The following is a 16,542-nucleotide window of genomic DNA, read 5'->3' as shown; positions in this document are numbered from 1 at the left end:
GGTTTGGCCATCCCCTGGAGAAGCGCGATGAGCACGTTCACTTCACCCTCCGGCGCCGGACTCGGCCTTCGCCGTGCCCTGCTAAGCGACCTACTGGAAATGGCCCCCAGCGCCGTGGATTTCCTTGAGTGCGCCCCGGACAACTGGATCGGTGTCGGCGGCGTCTACGCCGAACAACTCGACCAACTCGCCGCACGGCACCCCATCACCTGCCACGGCCTGTCCCTGTCCCTCGGCGGTCCGCAGCCCCTCGACATTGAACTGCTGCGTGGTACTCGCCGCTTCCTCGATCGCTACGCCGTGGCGCTCTACAGCGAACACCTGAGTTACTGCTCCGACAGCGGTCACCTCTACGACCTCTTGCCGATCCCCTTTACCGAAGAAGCCGTCCATCACGTCGCCGCCCGCATTCGTCAGGCTCAGGACGTATTGGGCCAGCGCATCGCGGTGGAAAACATCTCCTACTACGCCGCGCCCTTCCAGGCCATGAGCGAGATCGACTTCATCACCGCCGTGCTACAGGAAGCCGACTGCGACCTGCTGCTGGACGTCAACAACCTCTACGTCAACGCGATCAATCACCGTTACGACGCCGAGAAGTTCCTCGCCGCCATCCCGGCCCAACGCGTCACCTACCTGCACGTCGCAGGCCATTTTGACGAAGCCGAGGATTTGAAAATCGACACCCACGGCGCGGCCGTCAAGCAAGACGTCTGGACGCTGCTACACCAGGCGTATCAACGATTCGGCTCGGTACCAACCCTGCTGGAACGCGACTACAACTTCCCACCCTTGTCGGAACTGCTCGCTGAAGTCGGGCAGATCAAACACCTTCAAAAACTCGCTTGCCCGGCAACACCGGAGGCCCGCCATGCCTGAACAACTGCTCGACCAACTCAACTGCATGGCCAATTACGTCCGCAATCCTCAAAACCCACCACCGCCGGGAATTGAAACCCGACGCCTGGCCGTCTACCGGCAACTGTTCATCGGCAGCATCGAATCGCTGCTGGCCGCCAGCTTCCCGGTCATCCACCAAACCCTGCCAGACGCTGACTGGCGATGGCTGGTCCACGATTTTTACGCGAACTACCGTTGCCAGACGCCACTGTTCACGCAGCTGGGCGGGGAGTTTGTCAGCTATCTGGAACAACGTGCCAGCTCGCAGAACCACCCCGCCTGGCTGCCCGAGCTGGCGCAACACGAATGGAGCGAAAGCGCCCTGTTGCTGAATGATGCGGTGGAGCCCGCACACAATCCCCACGGCAATCTGGTTGAAGGCACGCCCGTGATGTCGGAACTCGCGTGGGCACACGCCTATGAATGGCCGGTGTGCGACATCGGGCCGGATCATCGGCCCATCGACAAACCAACGGCCCCGACGTTGGTCCTGCTTCAGCGCCGTGGTGGGCACGTGACGTTTTCACGCCTTGCGCCAATGGCTTATGCGCTGCTGGTTTCGCTGACGGAGCATAGGCGCAGCGGGCGGGAGCATCTGGTTGCGTTGGCCGAGGCGGCAGGAGTGACGGTGCGTGAGTTGATGCCGGTGGGGGTCGCGGCCCTTGAGGGGTTCAAGGCGCAGGGGATTGTGTTGGGAACGCGTTGGGGGTGAGCAAGACCATCGAAAGATACATCTCCATCAACGCTTGCGCCCCACCCCAAGACAAAATATCTTCCGATAATCAGAAGGCGACGTCCCCAGATGCGCGCCAAAGTGCTGCCTCAACGACAATGACGTCCCAAACCCCACCTCCCCTGCGATGCATTCGATGGGCAACTCAGTCGTTTCCAGCAATGCCTGCGCTCTGGCCACTCGTTCAGCAGTTAACCATTTGGACACGGTTGTGCCCGTCGCCTCCTTGAACCGACGGGTAAACGTTCGCCTGCTCATCTTCGCCGTGTCTGCCAGAGCGTCGAGAGACAGGTCACTGGACAGATTCATTCGGGCCCATGTCAGGACGTCGGATAAATGAGTCTCGCCAGCGAATGCTGGCACTGGGTGTTCAACATACTGCGCCTGGCCTCCCGGCCTGTGAGGTGGCGTCACCAGCATTTTCGCGGTGCGATTCGCCACGTCCGCACCGAGGCGCTCGCGCACCAGGTGCAAGCAACAATCGATTGCCGCTACGGTGCCCGCGGACGTCACGATGTTATCGGCACGGACGTAAAGCACCTCGGGTTTGAATCGAACCTTGGGAAAACGTTGCGCAAACTGGTCACGGGCAGCCCAGTGGGTAGTGGCTTCCTTTCCATCGAGCAGCCCGGCATCGCCGAGGACGAATGCCCCCAAACACAATCCCACAATGAGCTTGCCTTGCGTGTTGGCCAGCTGCAGCGCTTCCACGAGCTGGGGCGATGCAATCAGGGATTGATCGCCCCACGCCGGGATGATGATGACGTCGCAGGTTTCCATCAGCTCCAGGCCGAGGCTTACCGACAACCCAATGTCTTGGTCGGTACCGACCATTCCGGGCACTTCTGCGCAGTAATTGATTTCATACCGAGGCCCATCGGGCGCAGGCTGGGCGGTTCCCAATACCATTCCCGGCACCGAAAGGTGGAAAAGGCTGACGCCTTCGAAAGCTAAAACAGCAACGCGTACGGAGAGCATGGGGGCAGCCTCGGTTCGCCCCGTAGGGCTCAAGGTGAACAACGTTGATCAGTTGGCCCGATTATATCGAAATGTGTCGTTCGGGCCACTGTTGACCCCCGAGACATTCGGCAAGAATGGACCCCTCGTGGTAAACAACAGGAATGATTTTTATGAAACTCAGAACGTTACAGCTTGCCCTCAGCATTGCTTGCGCCGTGGCCGCTACCCCTTCGTACGCCGGTTCAACTACTCCCAAGGCGCCTGGCGCCCCTCATAAACTGGATTTGCAGCAGGTCCGCAACGCGACGGTAAAAATCACCTTCGGTGACACCACCTTCCTGATCGATCCGATGCTGGCAAAAAAAGGCGCCTATCCGGGTTTTGAAAACACCTATCGAAGCAACCTTCGCAACCCCTTGGTTGATCTCACCCAATCGCCGGAGAAGGTTATCGCCGGAGTCGACGCCGTCATCGTCACCCATACACACCTGGACCACTGGGACGATGCCGCACAAAAAGCGCTGCCTAAAGACATTCCGTTGTTCGCTCAACATGAAGCAGATGCGCAACTGATTCGTTCCCAAGGTTTCAAGGACGTACGCGTACTAACTGACGAAGCGGAATTCGGCGGCGTCAAAATCACCAAGACCGGCGGCCAGCATGGCACTGACGAAATGTATGCCGTGCCAGCGCTCGCAAAACCTCTGGGCGAAGCCATGGGCGTGGTTTTCCAGGCGCCAGGCTATAAGACTCTCTACCTTGCCGGTGACACGATTTGGCGTAACGAGGTAGACCAGGCCATCAACCAGTACCGTCCGGAAGTAATCGTGCTCAACGCCGGCAAAGCAAAAATGGCGGGATTCGAAGGTTCGATCATCATGGGTGAAGATGATGTGCTTCGCGCCTCAAAAGCCGCGAAAAACGCACACATTGTCGCGGTGCACATGGACGCGATCAACCATATGTCCCTCACTCGTGAAGAACTGCGCGCCTACGTTAAGAAGCAAGGGATTGAGGAACGTGTAGATATTCCGGAGGACGGTGCTTCGCTGGAATTCTAAGCGAAAAGGGGCAGGTTTATTTAATCAATAAATCTGCCCCTTTCTCGATGCCGGCGCGGTGGTGGCGCTTGAAACGTTCAAGGCGCAGGGATTGTGTTGGGGGTGACCCAAAGCGCGGAGTTCTCTACCGCCCAAAGGATTCATTGAAAATCGTATTGACATATCGGCAAATCTCGATATTATCCACTCCATGGAATTGATCGAAGTATTTAAAGCCCTATCGAACCCTACACGCCTTCAAATCTTGAAAGGCCTGAAGGACCCGACAAAGAACTTCCCTGCGCAGGATGAAGGTGACGTTCTCACGGTGGGCGTTTGCGTCAGCAGTATCCAGGAAGGCATCGGATTGTCCCAATCCACGGTGTCTGGTTATCTTGCGACGCTGCAACGAGTGGGCCTGGTGGAAGTCAGGCGCATCGGTCAGTGGACCTACTACAAGCGTAATGAAGCGGCCATCAGCACCCTTGCTGAAATCATAGGGAAAGAGCTCTAATTTTTTGCCGTAAGATATCGAGATATCTCGATATCCCTTTTTATAGATATGAGGTGTCATTATGAAAGCGATGGTATTGAAATCATTTGGCGGTGCGGAATCGTTTGAACTTCGCGATGTGCCCAAACCCGTGCCGCATGCAGGGCAAGTCCTGGTCCGGGTGCATGCCACCTCCATCAATCCCTTGGATTACCAGGTCCGACGCGGCGACTATCCGGATCTGGTGCCACTGCCGGCCATCACCGGACACGACATTTCGGGCGTTGTCGAAGCAGTTGGGCCGGGCGTGACAGCCTTCGCTCCCGGAGACGAAGTCTGGTACACCCCGCAAATATTCGATGGCCCAGGAAGTTACGCCGAGTACCACGTAGCTGCTGAGAGCATCATCGGCAAAAAGCCTCCCTTGCTAAGCCACCTTGAGGCGGCGAGCCTGACATTGGTTGGCGGGACGGCGTGGGAAGCACTGGTCGTGCGTGCGTCGCTCAGAGTGGGAGAAAGCATTCTGATACACGGCGGCGCGGGAGGTGTCGGTCACGTGGCGATCCAGTTGGCGAAAGCCATCGGAGCACGGGTATACACGACCGTGCGCGAGGCGAACTTCGAGTTCGCGCGCAGTATGGGGGCCGATGTCGTCATTGATTACGAGAAGGAGGACTACGTCGAGGCCATCATGCGGGAAACAGAAGGCCGTGGGGTTGACGTCGTGTTTGACACCATCGGCGGCAATGCACTGTCACGCAGCCCGGACACACTTGCACAGCTTGGTCGCGTAGTCAGCATCGTGGACATTGCACAACCGCAAAACCTGGTTCAGGCCTGGGGCAAGAACGCGAGTTATCACTTCGTTTTCACAAGGCAGAACCGAGGCAAACTCGATGAGTTGAGTGCATTGATAGCACGAGGTCAGTTGCGGCCACACGTTGGCGCGGTCTATTCCCTTGCCGACATCCCGCTCGCCCATGCACGGCTGGAAAGTCCCAACAACGGCGTTCTAGGAAAAATCGCGATCGCCGTTGAGCCATCGCTCATCTCATAAGCCCGTACTTTTTAACCGTTCATGTCATTTCGAGGTACGCCATGATTTACGAGATCGCCCTGCTCCCCGTTCACAAGGACCGCATTGAAATGTTCCGACGTGCGTTTGCCGAGGTCGCTCCTCTGCTCACCCGTGCAAAGGGATACGGCGGTCACTTGCTGGCGCCCGGGATTGAAACCCCTGAACAATTCAACCTGATCGTGAGATGGCAGTCACTTGAAGATCACACGCCGGGTTTCGAAGAGAGTGAAGACCATCGGATATTCATGATGGGATTGGAGGAATATTTTTCGGATGAACCGAAGGTCTACCACATCGAGGGAGGCAGTTTTTAGGACAGATGGACATCTCCACCCCAACGCCCGATACACCGTATCGGGCGTTTTGGCGTTTGACTTAGGCCCCAATTCATTCCGAATGCCTGCCTGGCGGTGTTCCGGATCGACCGAAAACTGGCAGGTCGGCGGTGGTTATGCCTACGCGCACACGCCATCAAGCATGCCGAGAACCCGCCGAAAGAGGTATTCTGCGCGGCTAGAAAACAGCCATGGCCAACGGCTGTTCGCAACTTGAAGCGGTCTTGAAAGTGGTGCGCCAGGAGGTCTGCATGTTGATTGGATATCGATTCGAGCGTACCGCGCGGGATGACCTGCATATCCACTCGATCAATTGGGTGCAGGGCGGATTCGTGCTGCTGACAAGCGCGATGACTTTCATTTTTCCAGTGGCGGCCGTGCTCGCAATCACAGATGCCGACTTGTCGCCGACAGGCATGGATCCATTGGCCTCACTCCTGCTCGTGCTCGGGCTGCTGCTGATTCCTGCCCTAGGCTTGGCGCTGATGCTTTACACCGGCACCCGCGAAACCTTGCTGTTGTCGCGTATCGACGGTGAAGGCAAGCGCCGTACCCGGAACTTCTTTGCACGCCGCGAACGGGTGCATTCGGTGTTTAGGTTCGACGCCGTCAAGCACCTCGAGCTCCGCCGCCATCAACAGGCCAAACCAGCCAACACCCAACTGTGGTTGGTGATGCGCGATGGCGCCACCCACCGCCTGACAAGTGACAACGTTGCGGTGGTGTCGGGCAGTGAACGCACCGAGCGGTGGCTGCGTGAGCTGAGCGACTACCTGCAAGTACCGATGCCCACGGAGGTTGCTGTCGGTTCGACGGCCGTTTCGAAAGTGCCCTACAGGCCCGCTCCAACCCCCGCGAAGATCGCCAGGCAGCGCAAAGCGAAGGCGCTCACGCCTTCGGCTGAGTCGACCGAACAACTAGGCATCCCCGCACGCGCCCTGCTCGCCTTCATTGGCGCTTTCCTGGTTGTGCTGGAGCTGACCCGTCTGATCGCATGGACGCCGTCGCTATTTACCGGACGGATACGCATCGGCAGCACTCGCCCGACGATCTTCTACTGGACCGAACAGCCCGTGGCCTTTTCATTCCACTTGATTATCGGCCTGGCAGAGCTGCTTATCATCGGCGTCATCGCCTGGGGCTGCGTGCGCGTGGCGATCGAGGGGCGGTTGAAGTCAAAATAGATCTGTCCCGTTTTCTCCTCGTTTTCTCCTCTCGATTACCAGCTATCTAGATAATCAAAAGCTATTTGATAGTCGTAGTTCGCCCAATCGATTGAATGCTGAAAGTACGGCTGGATAATTCCTACCCAGTCCAACAGGAGATCAAACCCCCCGTTATTTATGTTGTTATCGAACGGGATGCCTAAAGCCTCCACGACCGAGCCATCATCACCCAGATCCTCTGTATATTCTTCTCCTTCGAAGGATTCCGTTTGCTTGCTATACCACTCAAGTCGCAATTTGAGTCCCATCTTTTGATCCTCACAAATACTTTCTTATGCTGCGATTTTTCTTAGGGCCATCTGTCTGCTCGCCAGTAATTGGATCGAATGCACCTAAATGACTTCCGTCGCTTGCTCGGTAAGCTTCCAGTTCACCGTGCGAGGCATCCCACTCGTAAATGGTCCGGCCTTTGGCGTCGAGCCAGCGATCTCTTAAGCCTCCGCCTCCTTGCACCGGAGTTTTCTTCTTGCCTTTCTTCAGACCAGAGAAGCCCGTAATTTCATGTGTCTTCGGAGCAGGATGATAGTCGTGGCCCGCCTCGGCCAGACCCTTTCGGCGGATGCTCAAAACCACATAAACCGGCCGAACCCCCGAGTCCACCGGGAACACCAGAATGAAATCCTTGTACTCCGGCGGATAGATCGGATTGACGATGATGCTGTCCGCCATCGGCGTCGACGGGTAGATCCAGATATGCGGGGTTTGGGGGGCGGCTTCCAGGGCGGGGATGCCGAGGGTTTCGGAGGGGTCGGTGGCTGGGGTCCAGATCAGTTCGATGCCATCGCCCAGGTCGGCGATGTATTGGTCGGCGCGCGGCGTCAGGTGGACGACGTCGACCATTTCCCAGCCGCGGTTCTGACCGGTGTAGAAACCGTAACCCTTGATACTGCCGTCGGCCTGTTGCTCGATGCTCAAGCGCATGCGGCTGCGGGCCTTTTTTAGCTGGCGTAGCTGGTCTTCGCTGTAGAGCGCGCTGTCGCCCAGGCTGGAAGGCCAAAGCAAGGCGACGATCCCCGTTAACAGCGCCGCGCCAACCGTGCCTGCAGCGGCTCCCGCAGTTGTCGCGGCGCAGCCGCCCAGGGCGAGTCTGCCCAATGTAGCGGGAATTGCAGTTGAGCCGATCTGCTTGAGGGGGACAGTCCCGGAATCGTCGGCCTCGCGGCCGCCAAGCCACTTCAAGTCGCCGTACTGCTTGACCAGCTCCGGCGGAATGAAACCATGGGGGTTGTTGTAGTCGATGATGCCGTTGGGGAGCTCGCAGCATTTAGCGAAAACGGACCCGGTGATGGGCAGGGATTTTTTTTCGACCTTGCCCCATCTTTCCTTTTCGTAGGCGGCCTGTCGCGCAAGCATGGCGTCATGACTGCGCTGGAGTGCCTCGTACTCGGCCAGCTCGCTGGACGTCATGTCCCGGTAGGAAATGTTGTGCCCTTCGCCGGACCGTGGATTTTTGACTTTTGGCAGATTGTTTGGGCGCGTCACGAATCGCGATTCTCATCCTGAAAATTCAGGACGGACGCTATCGCAAGGGACTCATGCGGCGCTGTCAGACGCTTCTCGAATTGCCCGTTCCGTTTTCCTCAGACGGTGTGGGCCGGCAAGGCAACAAGATCTGCGTCTGTGTCACGAACCGGATTAGCTCGCCCGCTGCCTGCACGCCTCTCCGAACGCGCGAAAGATCGCCCGATAATCCGGATGCTCCGTCACTTCCCATTCCGGGTGCCATTGCACCCCCAACGCAAACGCCCGGCTGCCCTCCACCGAAAGCCCCTCCACCAGGCCATCCTCCGCCACGGCTTCGATGCGCAAACCCTGCCCCACCCGTGCGATGCCCTGGCCGTGGACGGAGTTGACTTCGATCTGTTTCTTGAGCCCCAACCGCGCCAACACCCCGCCCGGTCGCACGGTCAGTGCATGGTTGCGGGCGTATTGGTCCTGGACCGGCTCGTTGCTCGGCGGCTCGTGCTCGGCGCCGGGGCCGTTGAGTTGTTGATGGAGCGTGCCGCCAAAAGCGACATTCATTTCCTGGAAGCCGCGGCAGATGCCAAGCACCGGAAGACCGGCCTCGACAGCGGCGCGCCAGAGCGGCAGCGCCAGGTTATCCCGGGCCGGGTCGTGCTCGGTGCCAGGCGGGCTGGGTGGGCCGCCGTAGTGATGGGGTTCGATATTGGAAGGCGAGCCGGTGAAAAGCAGCCCGTCCAGGCCAGCGATGACGTCAGCCGGATCGATCAGTGACGCAACCACCGGAAGGATCACCGGCAGTGCCTCGGCGGCGGTCGCGACGGCTTGTGCGTATTTGTCATTGCTGAGCTGGACGGTGTGTGGGCCGACCTTGCCTGAACAGGCAATGATTCCGATCATGGGTGGACGAGACATAGGGTTCCCCGTTTTTCAGTTGCCTATGGATCGGATTTCGGCGCGGGTTCGGTTGTTCAATTTTGATGACGGCTGGCGCCATTGCCTGAACGAAGCCATCGACACAGCGGTCGGAACAGCAAACCCCGGCAAAGAAACCTCACCCATGCCCTTACGATCCGCTGTCCTCGTCACCTTGATCGCGTTGTCTGCCGGCACGTCTGCAATGGCGCAAGAGCCGTTGCGCCTGGAAAGCCTGAAGCGCTGCGGCGACTTGCTCGAAATCGAGCGCCAGGAGTGGTGCTTGACCGCGCGAGGGCTGGGTGAAGCAACGCCGCAACTGAAACTCGGTGAAAAAGCGATTCCCGCTGACAGGGTCCAGCGTGACGGCCAACGCCTGCGTCTGCATTTGGACAAGGCCGACTACCAAAGCGGGCCGCTCTGGCTGGAAGACGGTCCGCGCGCCAGCAATGCCGTCTGGTTGACCCTGCGCAGCAGTCATGTCGTCGCGGCCGGGCCGGATGAGGTGACCAAGAACATGGACGGCCTGACCACCTATGTGGATCTGGTCAGCGTGTTGATCGAGGAAAGCCACGATGGCCGCCAGGAGGCGGAACGTCTCGCCAACAAGTACGGGGCCAGGGTGGTCGGCAGCATCGCGCCGCTCAACGTGTATCAATTGCGCCTGCCGGCCAGGGACCTGATGCAGCGCGACGCGTTGGTGCTGCGCCTGGGCGGCGAAACCAGCGTCGATGCCGTAGTGATCGAAGAGTCCGGGGCCGAAGAAACCGAGCAAGCGCCCACCCAGCCCGAAGAGCCCAAGAAACCGGCCCAGGGCTCCGATGAATGGGCCGCGAATCGCTTTCTCGACGCGGTGCATTACTACCAGCGGCGTATCCCCGGGCAGCAGGCGCCGATCCAACCGCAGCCGGTGCGCATCGGCTTGATCGAGCGTGACGTGGATTTCGACACGGCGGATTTTGCCGACTATCTTGGCCCCTGCTCCATGCCGCGCACCTGCGTGTACGCCCGTGATGCGAACAAACCCGACAACCATGGCACGACCGTCGCCGGCATTCTCGCCGCGCGCTGGAACGATGGTGGCAACACCGGTTTGCTGCGGGGCCTGGACAAGGCGAGCGGCGGCTTCGAAGTGATCGTCGAGCGAAATTCGGACGCGGGGATCACAGCCAACATCGCCGCCTCGGTGAACCTCGTCGAGGGTGGCGTGCGTGTGCTGAACTGGAGCTGGGGCATCCACCGCGTGGGAGCGAAAGACGTCAAGGGCGATGACGTCGATTCGCTGCTGCGTTCGGGTATTGCCATGAGCGGCTACGAAGAACTGCTGGAAGAGTTTTTCCTGTGGCTGCGCAAGGAACATCCCGACGTGGTGGTGGTGAACTCCGCTGGCAATGGGTCGTCATTCTCCGGCACCGATGAATACCGCCTGCCCTCCTCGTTCATTACCGAACAGTTATTGGTGGTCGGCGGACACCAGCGCAGCGAACGGGCCGGCGTCGCCGTCGATGACCCAGGCTACGCGGTCAAGCGCAACTCCTCGAATATCGACATGCGCGTCGACATCACCGCCGCCGCGTGCACCCACGCCTCGACGCCCAATGCCGGCGAGGATGGCGCGGTGCATTGCGGCACATCGTACGCCACACCCATGGTCACCGGCCTGCTGGCAGCGATGCTGTCGATCAACCCGCAACTTCACCCCGAACAGCTGCGCATGCTCCTGCGCCGCAGCGCCATGACCATTGGCGACAATCACGACTTCGAACAAATGGACGGCGAAGACCTCACCGCACCCATCCTGCCGTCGGAGCGCAATTACCAGCTCAACGACAAGGACGTAGGGCGTTCGGCACGGCTGGACATGCAAAAGGCGCTGGATCTTTCGGTGCAGAGTCGCAGCCGGGTGCGTTGATGCAGGGCTCAAAATCAGCGCTACACTTTCGGCGATAACTTATTCGACTGGCGGTATGATCGACCCCCAGCCTCTTACGCGCCCAAGTGGAACAACATGAATCGTCGCAAGAAAATAAACCAGTTGCTCAAGGCCAACGCCAAAAAAGCCAGTGCCAAGCTGGCACCGAAAAGCAAAGACCGATACATCAGCAAAGCCGACCGACTGAAAATGGCGGCTGAAGCCGGACCGGACTCGACCGTTTCCCCTGAGAGCTGATTCTTTGAACCCCATTGACCCCCTGTCGCTTCAACGCGTCATCACCGCCCACGGCACATTCGAAGGCGCGGCCTATTTCGACGCAGAGGAAAGCCTCGTCCACGACATATTCGTGGATCGCATCGTTCTCCAGACCAACTACCTGGACCACAGCAGCTATAAGGTCGACCTGGCCGAGGGCGCGGTACGTGTGCGCAAGACGCGGCTGGATAACTACCACCGAGGCCACAAGGCCCAGGTGATCGACGATGCCATGGACGAGGACGATTGGCTGGAATTGGGCAGCCTGTGGCAGCGTCTGAGTCGTGACCTGGACACTCAGGGGCAAACGCCACCACCGGATCCGGCCGATACGCTGGCGGACCTGTTCGACTGCCTGTTCGACGAGACACACGCGCAAGCGCTGATCGAAAACATGCCGGCGGCTACCGGCCGATGGGACTGGGCGTGGACTCAGCTGCAATCGGCCCTTGTCAGCACGCATCGGATGGCTGAGTTCGAGTGGAAGGAATGGTCGTTGTCTGGCGTCTACGCCATCAACGCCCTCGCCCCCCTGCGCGAACGGGGCATTGAAATCCCCACGCCCGACGGCACAGTCGTCGATGCAGTCAATCACGCCGACGATTGGGAGCGGGCGCTGCTCCAGTATTTCAATGCACGACTGGAAATCCACGATCTGAAGCTGTTGGCCATCGGCACGCATTTCGACGAGTACCAAGCGTTTGCATGCCTGCCGATGAACGGTCTGGGCCTGGCCAATGCGTTGGAAATCATGGGCAGGCTGGGCATCGTCTACAAATGCTGATCCTGCTGTTTTGCGGCAAGGGAGCTCCCTTGCCACAAAACCCTGCACACCCAGGAAGCAGAACACGGGTATCTGAAATCCCCATAGTTGCTATCGACGCCAGCGCCGTTCTCGTTCCGCTGCGCCCTCTCTAATCTGCCCACCAACGGGATCGACGACGATCTCGGCAGATCAAACCGTCCCTTATGGAGAGAGAAACGATGAACACAATCAACCGCACCCTGGCTGTCGCAACCCTGGCCCTGGCCACCCTCGGCGCCGAAGCGGCGACACCTGTCCAGGCCGGCGCCAGCGCCTCGGCAATCGGCAGCGTGGTGCAGTCCGCCAGCTACATCACCACCAAAGATGGCGTCCAGCTGTATTACAAGGATTGGGGCCCGCGCAATGGCCAGGTCGTCACCTTCAGCCACGGCTGGCCGCTGGATTCCGACAGCTGGGAAGGACAGATGATGTTCCTCGCGTCCAAGGGCTACCGCGTGATCGCCCATGACCGCCGCGGTCATGGGCGGTCCAGCCAACCTTGGGAAGGCAACGACATGGATCACTACGCCGACGACCTCGCGGCGGTCATCGAAGCGCTGGACCTGAAGAATGTCACCCTGGTCGGCTTCTCGACGGGGGGCGGTGAAGTGGCTCGGTACATCGGTCGCCATGGCACAGCCCGGGTGAAAAAAGCCGTGCTGGTGTCCTCGGTTCCACCGCTGATGCTCAAGACGGATACCAACCCCGGCGGCTTGCCGCTCGAAGTCTTCGACGGCCTGCGCAAGGCCTCCCTGGAGAACCGCTCGCAACTGTACCTGGACATCGCGTCCGGTCCGTTCTACGGCTACAACCGCAAAGGCGCCAAGCCATCCCAAGGCCTGATCCAATCGTTCTGGGTTCAAGGCATGCAGGGCGGCAGCAAGAACACCTATGACTCGATCGCGGCATTCTCGGCGACCGACTTCCGTGGCGACTTGAAGAAATTCGACGTGCCGACGCTGGTGATCCACGGCGACGATGACCAGATCGTGCCCATCGACGCTGCAGGCCGCGCCTCGGCAGCGCTGATCAAGGGTGCCCGGTTGCTCGTCTATCCCGGTGCGCCGCACGGGCTGACCGAGACACACAAGGATCGTCTCAATCAGGACCTGCTGACTTTCCTCAAGGAATGAGGCTCGGATCGCCCTGGACGGTAACCCCTGTGGAGCGAGCCTGCTCGCTCCCACATGATTTTGCTCAAGGCCCTTCTTCGAAAGGGCTTTGGCGTTGCAGCGCCGCCTCCACCGCCGCCTTATCGATCACCGACCACACCCGAACGATCTTGCCCTGCTCGAAGGTATAAAACACGTTCTCGGAAAATCGAATCCGCCGACCGTGGGTGTCCAATCCGAGGAAACGTCCGCGCGGCGAGCAATCAAAAAGCAAACGACTCGCGACATTCGGCGGTTCGACCACCAGCAGGTCGATATTGAAACGCAAGTCCGCGATCGTGCCCACATCGTTTTCCAGCATCGCCCGATAACCCGCCAGGCCCACCGGGTCTCCGTTGTAGTGCACGCTGTCGTCGACGAAGCTGCCCAGGTCTTGCCAGCGACGGGCATTGAGGCAGGCGATGTAGTTGCGGTATTGCTCGGCCAGGTCCATGTCCAGGTCCTCCATCAGCGAGGGTTACCTGGCAGTGACTGCAGACAAAGGCCAGTGGTTCTGGACGAACGCCTTCAATGCCGCAACAGTTTGCGCAACGGAATCTCATCCTTGCGAACCGGCGACTTGATGACGATGTAGCTGAAGTACTTGGAGATGCCGATGTTCTTGTCCAGCAGGCTTTCCATCACGTCCTGGTAATCCTGGATGCTGCGGGTCATGAAACGGACCAGGTAATCGTAGCCGCCACTGATCAAGTGGCATTCGAGCACTTCGTCGACGAGGCGAATATTGGACTCGAACTTGGCGAAGTCCTCACGCTTGTGGTCGCTCAGGGTGACTTCGGTGAACACCGTCACCGAATCGGTGATCTTGGCAAGATTGAGATGGGCCTTGTAGCTGGAGATATACCCCGCCGACTCCAGGCGCTTGACCCGTTGCAGACATGGGCTGGCTGACAGCCCCACAGCGTCGGCCAGGCTGACGTTGGTCATGCGACCGTCTTTTTGAAGCTCGACCAAAATGCTGATGTCGATCCGGTCCAGTTTCGCTAAACCTTCCATCGCATACCCCTCGCCTGCCGTTTGTAAGACAATCTTCTAACAAAATCAGCGCCGTAAAGACAGCTGATGCTGAGCCACCAGGTCCGCCATACTGTTGATGCAGTAGTCCGCCGCGCAGGGTGCCGGGGAGGTGTCGAGGTCGCGACAGATCAGGCACACCGCCCCAACCGCCCGCGACCCTGTGCCAGGGCGGGTCACGTGAAGGATCGCCGCCGCGTCCAGCCCATTGGCGTCCAGCCAGTCACGATCCTGCAGCGGCGCGCTCGCCAGCGAAATGAAATCCTCCGGCTCGATGCCCAGGCGCCCGCACAACACGCCACGGTCCTCGGCGTCGCGGTCGCCAAATACCAACAACCGATAGAACTTGCGCAAGTAAAGCATCGCTCCCGGTGCGTCCTCGAACAGCGTCCAGCCCGCGGCCGAGCGGGCGAAGCTCATGCCCTCCTCCCAACTGGCCTTGAGCTTCCAGCGCTCGGCCAGTTGACGGTGGGCGAAACACAGCAGGCCACTGAAGCCCAACTCGCCGAAGCGCGGATACAGGGATTGCAGCACCTCGTTGAAATCGGCGAGCAGCGCGGCTTTGTCCAATGGTCCGGCATGGTTTTCCAACAACGGCTGCAAGGCCGCCCAGACACCTGAATCACGATCCACCAGGACCTCATCGCAGTCGATCAGCAACGCCTGGTATTCAGTCAGCTTCATCTGTAAGCCTCCGATGATGTCCCATCGATCAACGCTCCCTAAACGGCACAGACCCGTGCCAAGGCGCCTTCGAGAATCTGCAACGCTTCGTCGATCTGCGCTTCGGTGGTCACCAGCGGCGCGAGGAAACGCAGGACGTTGCGGTACACCCCACACTTGATCACCAGCAGCCCACCGGCACGGGCTTCGTCGATCAGCCGCTGGTTGAGCTCCGCATCCGGCGTACGCGCATCGTCCTGCTTGATCAGCTCGATCGCCAGCATGAAACCCTTGCCCCGCACATCGCCAATGCGCGGATAGCGCGTTTGCAACGCCAACAGGCCCTGGCGCAACCGTTCACCCAACGCCTCGCCGCGGGCCAAAAGCTGTTCTTGCTCGTAGGCGTCGATCACCGCCAGCGCCGCCGCGCACGACAACGCGTTGCCGCCATAGGTGCCGCCCAAGCCACCGGGCAGCGGCGCATCCATGATCGCGGCCTTGCCGACAACGCCCGACAGTGGCAAGCCACCGGCCAGGCTCTTGGCGACGGTGACCACGTCTGGCTGGATGCCGGCATGCTGGAAACCGAACCATTTGCCGGTACGTCCGAAGCCGGTCTGGATTTCATCGAGGATCAGTACAATCCCGTGTTTGTCCGTCAGCGCGCGCAGGCCCTGGAGAAACTCGGTGGGCGCCGAGAGGAAACCGCCGTCACCTTGCACCGGCTCGATGATGATCGCCGCCACTCGCTCGGGCGCCACTTGGGTTGCTAGCAGCTCGTCCAGCGCTTGGAGCGCCATTTCGCCGGTGACGCCTCGATACGCGTTTGGATAAGGCGTGTGGAAGACTTCCGGCGCGAACGGCCCGAAGTTCTGTTTATAGGGCTGGCTCATGCCGGTCAGGGTGGTGCCAAGCAACGTGCGGCCATGGAAGCCGCCATGAAAGGCAATAACTGCCGAGCGGTTAGTGTGGGCACGGGCGATTTTCACGGCGTTTTCCACGGCTTCGGCGCCGGAGGTAAAAAACGCTGCCTTATAGTCGTGCTGGCCGCCGATCATTTCACACAGGCGCTGAGCCAGATCCAGATACGGCTTATAGGCCACGACCTGGAAACAGGCATGGGAGACTTTCTGCAATTGAGCCTGCACCGCCGCGACGACTTTCGGGTGGTTGTGGCCGATGTTGAGCACACCGATGCCACCGACGAAGTCCAGGTAGCGCTTACCGTCCACGTCCCATAACTCCGAACCCTGGGCCCGATCGATCACCAACGGGTGCGCGGTCACCAGCCCACGGGGCACGAATTGATCACGCTGACGGAGCAGACTCGGGGTTTCTTCGACTTTACTGTTCATTGGCATTTCCCATCGTGAGCCGCGCAACCAGGAAGCGGCTGCGGTGTGTTCACAGGTTAAGCGTTCGACGCAACGGTCTACGCCGAACTTGCTCGTTGAGAAATCCGGATCGACTGTTTACACCCCGGCAAACAGCAGAATCCGCCAACGGCCTCGCGCCCCAACGATTCTGCCGCCATGGGCGCGCTACAGCACCGCCTC

The 16,542-nt window shown here is 59.7% G+C and carries 19 protein-coding genes; 11 read left to right on the top strand and 8 right to left on the bottom strand.

Features of this window, described 5'->3' with window-relative positions; translation table 11 throughout:
- The first annotated feature begins 27 nt into the window (after positions 1–27).
- Complete coding sequence (locus DOCECA_RS07040; protein WP_434610933.1) at positions 28–879, top strand: HvfB family MNIO-type RiPP peptide maturase; 852 nt, start codon at positions 28–30, stop codon at positions 877–879.
- On the top strand, positions 872–1,612 hold the full coding sequence (locus tag DOCECA_RS07035; RefSeq protein ID WP_420767686.1) for an HvfC family RiPP maturation protein: 741 nt from the start codon (positions 872–874) through the stop codon (positions 1,610–1,612). The genes DOCECA_RS07040 and DOCECA_RS07035 overlap by 8 nt, the downstream gene beginning before the upstream one ends.
- 27 nt (positions 1,613–1,639) lie before the next feature.
- Here the strand turns inward: DOCECA_RS07035 and DOCECA_RS07030 are convergent, their stop codons facing one another.
- Positions 1,640–2,611 carry a GlxA family transcriptional regulator gene (locus DOCECA_RS07030; protein WP_445571656.1) on the bottom strand — a complete coding sequence of 324 codons (972 nt, stop codon included), beginning with the start codon at positions 2,609–2,611 and terminating at the stop codon, positions 1,640–1,642.
- Between the two features lie 152 nt (positions 2,612–2,763).
- Between DOCECA_RS07030 and DOCECA_RS07025 the strand changes: the two genes are divergently transcribed.
- From DOCECA_RS07025 to DOCECA_RS07005, 5 genes are all read left to right on the top strand, one after another.
- Entirely contained in the window at positions 2,764–3,654 is an 891-nt protein-coding gene (locus tag DOCECA_RS07025) for an MBL fold metallo-hydrolase (protein WP_445571655.1), read from the top strand.
- A gap of 190 nt (positions 3,655–3,844) precedes the next feature.
- Positions 3,845–4,147, top strand: coding sequence for an ArsR/SmtB family transcription factor (locus tag DOCECA_RS07020; protein WP_434650735.1), 303 nt, complete (start codon positions 3,845–3,847; stop codon positions 4,145–4,147).
- Positions 4,148–4,208: 61 nt separating this feature from the next.
- Positions 4,209–5,183: a zinc-dependent alcohol dehydrogenase family protein gene (locus DOCECA_RS07015; protein WP_434650733.1), complete on the top strand. Its 975-nt coding sequence runs from the start codon at positions 4,209–4,211 to the stop codon at positions 5,181–5,183.
- Between the two features lie 41 nt (positions 5,184–5,224).
- Positions 5,225–5,518 carry an antibiotic biosynthesis monooxygenase family protein gene (locus tag DOCECA_RS07010; RefSeq protein WP_420767681.1) on the top strand — a complete coding sequence of 98 codons (294 nt, stop codon included), beginning with the start codon at positions 5,225–5,227 and terminating at the stop codon, positions 5,516–5,518.
- A gap of 272 nt (positions 5,519–5,790) precedes the next feature.
- Positions 5,791–6,723, top strand: coding sequence for a hypothetical protein (locus DOCECA_RS07005; protein ID WP_445572151.1), 933 nt, complete (start codon positions 5,791–5,793; stop codon positions 6,721–6,723).
- 35 nt (positions 6,724–6,758) lie between these two features.
- Here DOCECA_RS07005 and DOCECA_RS07000 read toward each other — a convergent pair whose 3' ends face one another.
- The 3 genes from DOCECA_RS07000 to DOCECA_RS06990 all read right to left on the bottom strand — a co-directional run bounded on the left by DOCECA_RS07000 (position 6,759) and on the right by DOCECA_RS06990 (position 9,141).
- Positions 6,759–7,013 carry a colicin E3-like toxin immunity protein gene (locus tag DOCECA_RS07000; RefSeq protein ID WP_434610917.1) on the bottom strand — a complete coding sequence of 85 codons (255 nt, stop codon included), beginning with the start codon at positions 7,011–7,013 and terminating at the stop codon, positions 6,759–6,761.
- A 10-nt stretch (positions 7,014–7,023) separates the two neighbouring features.
- On the bottom strand, positions 7,024–8,247 hold the full coding sequence (locus DOCECA_RS06995; RefSeq protein WP_434610915.1) for a colicin E3/pyocin S6 family cytotoxin: 1,224 nt from the start codon (positions 8,245–8,247) through the stop codon (positions 7,024–7,026).
- A gap of 153 nt (positions 8,248–8,400) precedes the next feature.
- Entirely contained in the window at positions 8,401–9,141 is a 741-nt protein-coding gene (locus tag DOCECA_RS06990; protein WP_445571654.1) for a gamma-glutamyl-gamma-aminobutyrate hydrolase family protein, read from the bottom strand.
- 145 nt (positions 9,142–9,286) lie between these two features.
- Here DOCECA_RS06990 and DOCECA_RS06985 point away from each other — a divergent pair, with 145 nt between their 5' ends.
- The 4 genes from DOCECA_RS06985 to DOCECA_RS06970 all read left to right on the top strand — a co-directional run bounded on the left by DOCECA_RS06985 (position 9,287) and on the right by DOCECA_RS06970 (position 13,270).
- Complete coding sequence (locus DOCECA_RS06985; protein WP_445571653.1) at positions 9,287–11,053, top strand: S8/S53 family peptidase; 1,767 nt, start codon at positions 9,287–9,289, stop codon at positions 11,051–11,053.
- Between the two features lie 96 nt (positions 11,054–11,149).
- Positions 11,150–11,311, top strand: coding sequence for a DUF2986 domain-containing protein (locus tag DOCECA_RS06980; protein ID WP_420767676.1), 162 nt, complete (start codon positions 11,150–11,152; stop codon positions 11,309–11,311).
- A gap of 4 nt (positions 11,312–11,315) precedes the next feature.
- Positions 11,316–12,116: a DUF6630 family protein gene (locus tag DOCECA_RS06975; protein WP_445571652.1), complete on the top strand. Its 801-nt coding sequence runs from the start codon at positions 11,316–11,318 to the stop codon at positions 12,114–12,116.
- 200 nt (positions 12,117–12,316) lie between these two features.
- Positions 12,317–13,270 (top strand): alpha/beta fold hydrolase, encoded by a 954-nt coding sequence (locus tag DOCECA_RS06970; RefSeq protein ID WP_434610909.1) that lies wholly within the window; start codon positions 12,317–12,319, stop codon positions 13,268–13,270.
- Positions 13,271–13,334: 64 nt separating this feature from the next.
- On the opposite strand, the gene DOCECA_RS06965 is transcribed toward DOCECA_RS06970, so the two are convergent.
- The 4 genes from DOCECA_RS06965 to gabT form a co-directional block, all read right to left on the bottom strand.
- Positions 13,335–13,742, bottom strand: coding sequence for an ester cyclase (locus DOCECA_RS06965; RefSeq protein ID WP_434676585.1), 408 nt, complete (start codon positions 13,740–13,742; stop codon positions 13,335–13,337).
- A 74-nt stretch (positions 13,743–13,816) separates the two neighbouring features.
- Positions 13,817–14,305, bottom strand: a complete 489-nt coding sequence (locus tag DOCECA_RS06960; RefSeq protein ID WP_420767674.1) for an Lrp/AsnC family transcriptional regulator — start codon at positions 14,303–14,305, stop codon at positions 13,817–13,819.
- Positions 14,306–14,350: 45 nt separating this feature from the next.
- Positions 14,351–15,007, bottom strand: a complete 657-nt coding sequence (locus DOCECA_RS06955; protein ID WP_445571651.1) for an HAD family hydrolase — start codon at positions 15,005–15,007, stop codon at positions 14,351–14,353.
- Between the two features lie 38 nt (positions 15,008–15,045).
- Positions 15,046–16,341, bottom strand: a complete 1,296-nt coding sequence (gene gabT, locus DOCECA_RS06950; protein WP_445571650.1) for a 4-aminobutyrate--2-oxoglutarate transaminase — start codon at positions 16,339–16,341, stop codon at positions 15,046–15,048.
- Positions 16,342–16,542 lie beyond the last annotated feature (201 nt).

The sequence above is a fragment of the Pseudomonas sp. E102 genome (genome assembly GCF_052660185.1).
This window is presented reverse-complemented; position numbering and strand designations above follow the sequence as displayed.

Excerpts from the sequence above, each read along its gene's own strand:
- DOCECA_RS06965 (WP_434676585.1), bottom strand. The coding sequence starts at position 13,742 with ATGGACCTGGCCGAGCAATACCGCAACTACATCGCCTGCCTCAATGCC.
- DOCECA_RS07010 (WP_420767681.1), top strand. The coding sequence starts at position 5,225 with ATGATTTACGAGATCGCCCTGCTCCCCGTTCACAAGGACCGCATTGAA.
- DOCECA_RS07015 (WP_434650733.1), top strand. The coding sequence starts at position 4,209 with ATGAAAGCGATGGTATTGAAATCATTTGGCGGTGCGGAATCGTTTGAA.
- DOCECA_RS06980 (WP_420767676.1), top strand. The coding sequence starts at position 11,150 with ATGAATCGTCGCAAGAAAATAAACCAGTTGCTCAAGGCCAACGCCAAA.
- gabT (WP_445571650.1), bottom strand. The coding sequence starts at position 16,341 with ATGAACAGTAAAGTCGAAGAAACCCCGAGTCTGCTCCGTCAGCGTGAT.
- DOCECA_RS07020 (WP_434650735.1), top strand. The coding sequence starts at position 3,845 with ATGGAATTGATCGAAGTATTTAAAGCCCTATCGAACCCTACACGCCTT.
- DOCECA_RS06990 (WP_445571654.1), bottom strand. The coding sequence starts at position 9,141 with ATGTCTCGTCCACCCATGATCGGAATCATTGCCTGTTCAGGCAAGGTC.
- DOCECA_RS07005 (WP_445572151.1), top strand. The coding sequence starts at position 5,791 with ATGTTGATTGGATATCGATTCGAGCGTACCGCGCGGGATGACCTGCAT.
- DOCECA_RS06955 (WP_445571651.1), bottom strand. The coding sequence starts at position 15,007 with ATGAAGCTGACTGAATACCAGGCGTTGCTGATCGACTGCGATGAGGTC.
- DOCECA_RS07040 (WP_434610933.1), top strand. The coding sequence starts at position 28 with ATGAGCACGTTCACTTCACCCTCCGGCGCCGGACTCGGCCTTCGCCGT.
- DOCECA_RS07030 (WP_445571656.1), bottom strand. The coding sequence starts at position 2,611 with ATGCTCTCCGTACGCGTTGCTGTTTTAGCTTTCGAAGGCGTCAGCCTT.
- DOCECA_RS06960 (WP_420767674.1), bottom strand. The coding sequence starts at position 14,305 with ATGGAAGGTTTAGCGAAACTGGACCGGATCGACATCAGCATTTTGGTC.
- DOCECA_RS06970 (WP_434610909.1), top strand. The coding sequence starts at position 12,317 with ATGAACACAATCAACCGCACCCTGGCTGTCGCAACCCTGGCCCTGGCC.
- DOCECA_RS07000 (WP_434610917.1), bottom strand. The coding sequence starts at position 7,013 with ATGGGACTCAAATTGCGACTTGAGTGGTATAGCAAGCAAACGGAATCC.
- DOCECA_RS07025 (WP_445571655.1), top strand. The coding sequence starts at position 2,764 with ATGAAACTCAGAACGTTACAGCTTGCCCTCAGCATTGCTTGCGCCGTG.
- DOCECA_RS07035 (WP_420767686.1), top strand. The coding sequence starts at position 872 with ATGCCTGAACAACTGCTCGACCAACTCAACTGCATGGCCAATTACGTC.
- DOCECA_RS06985 (WP_445571653.1), top strand. The coding sequence starts at position 9,287 with ATGCCCTTACGATCCGCTGTCCTCGTCACCTTGATCGCGTTGTCTGCC.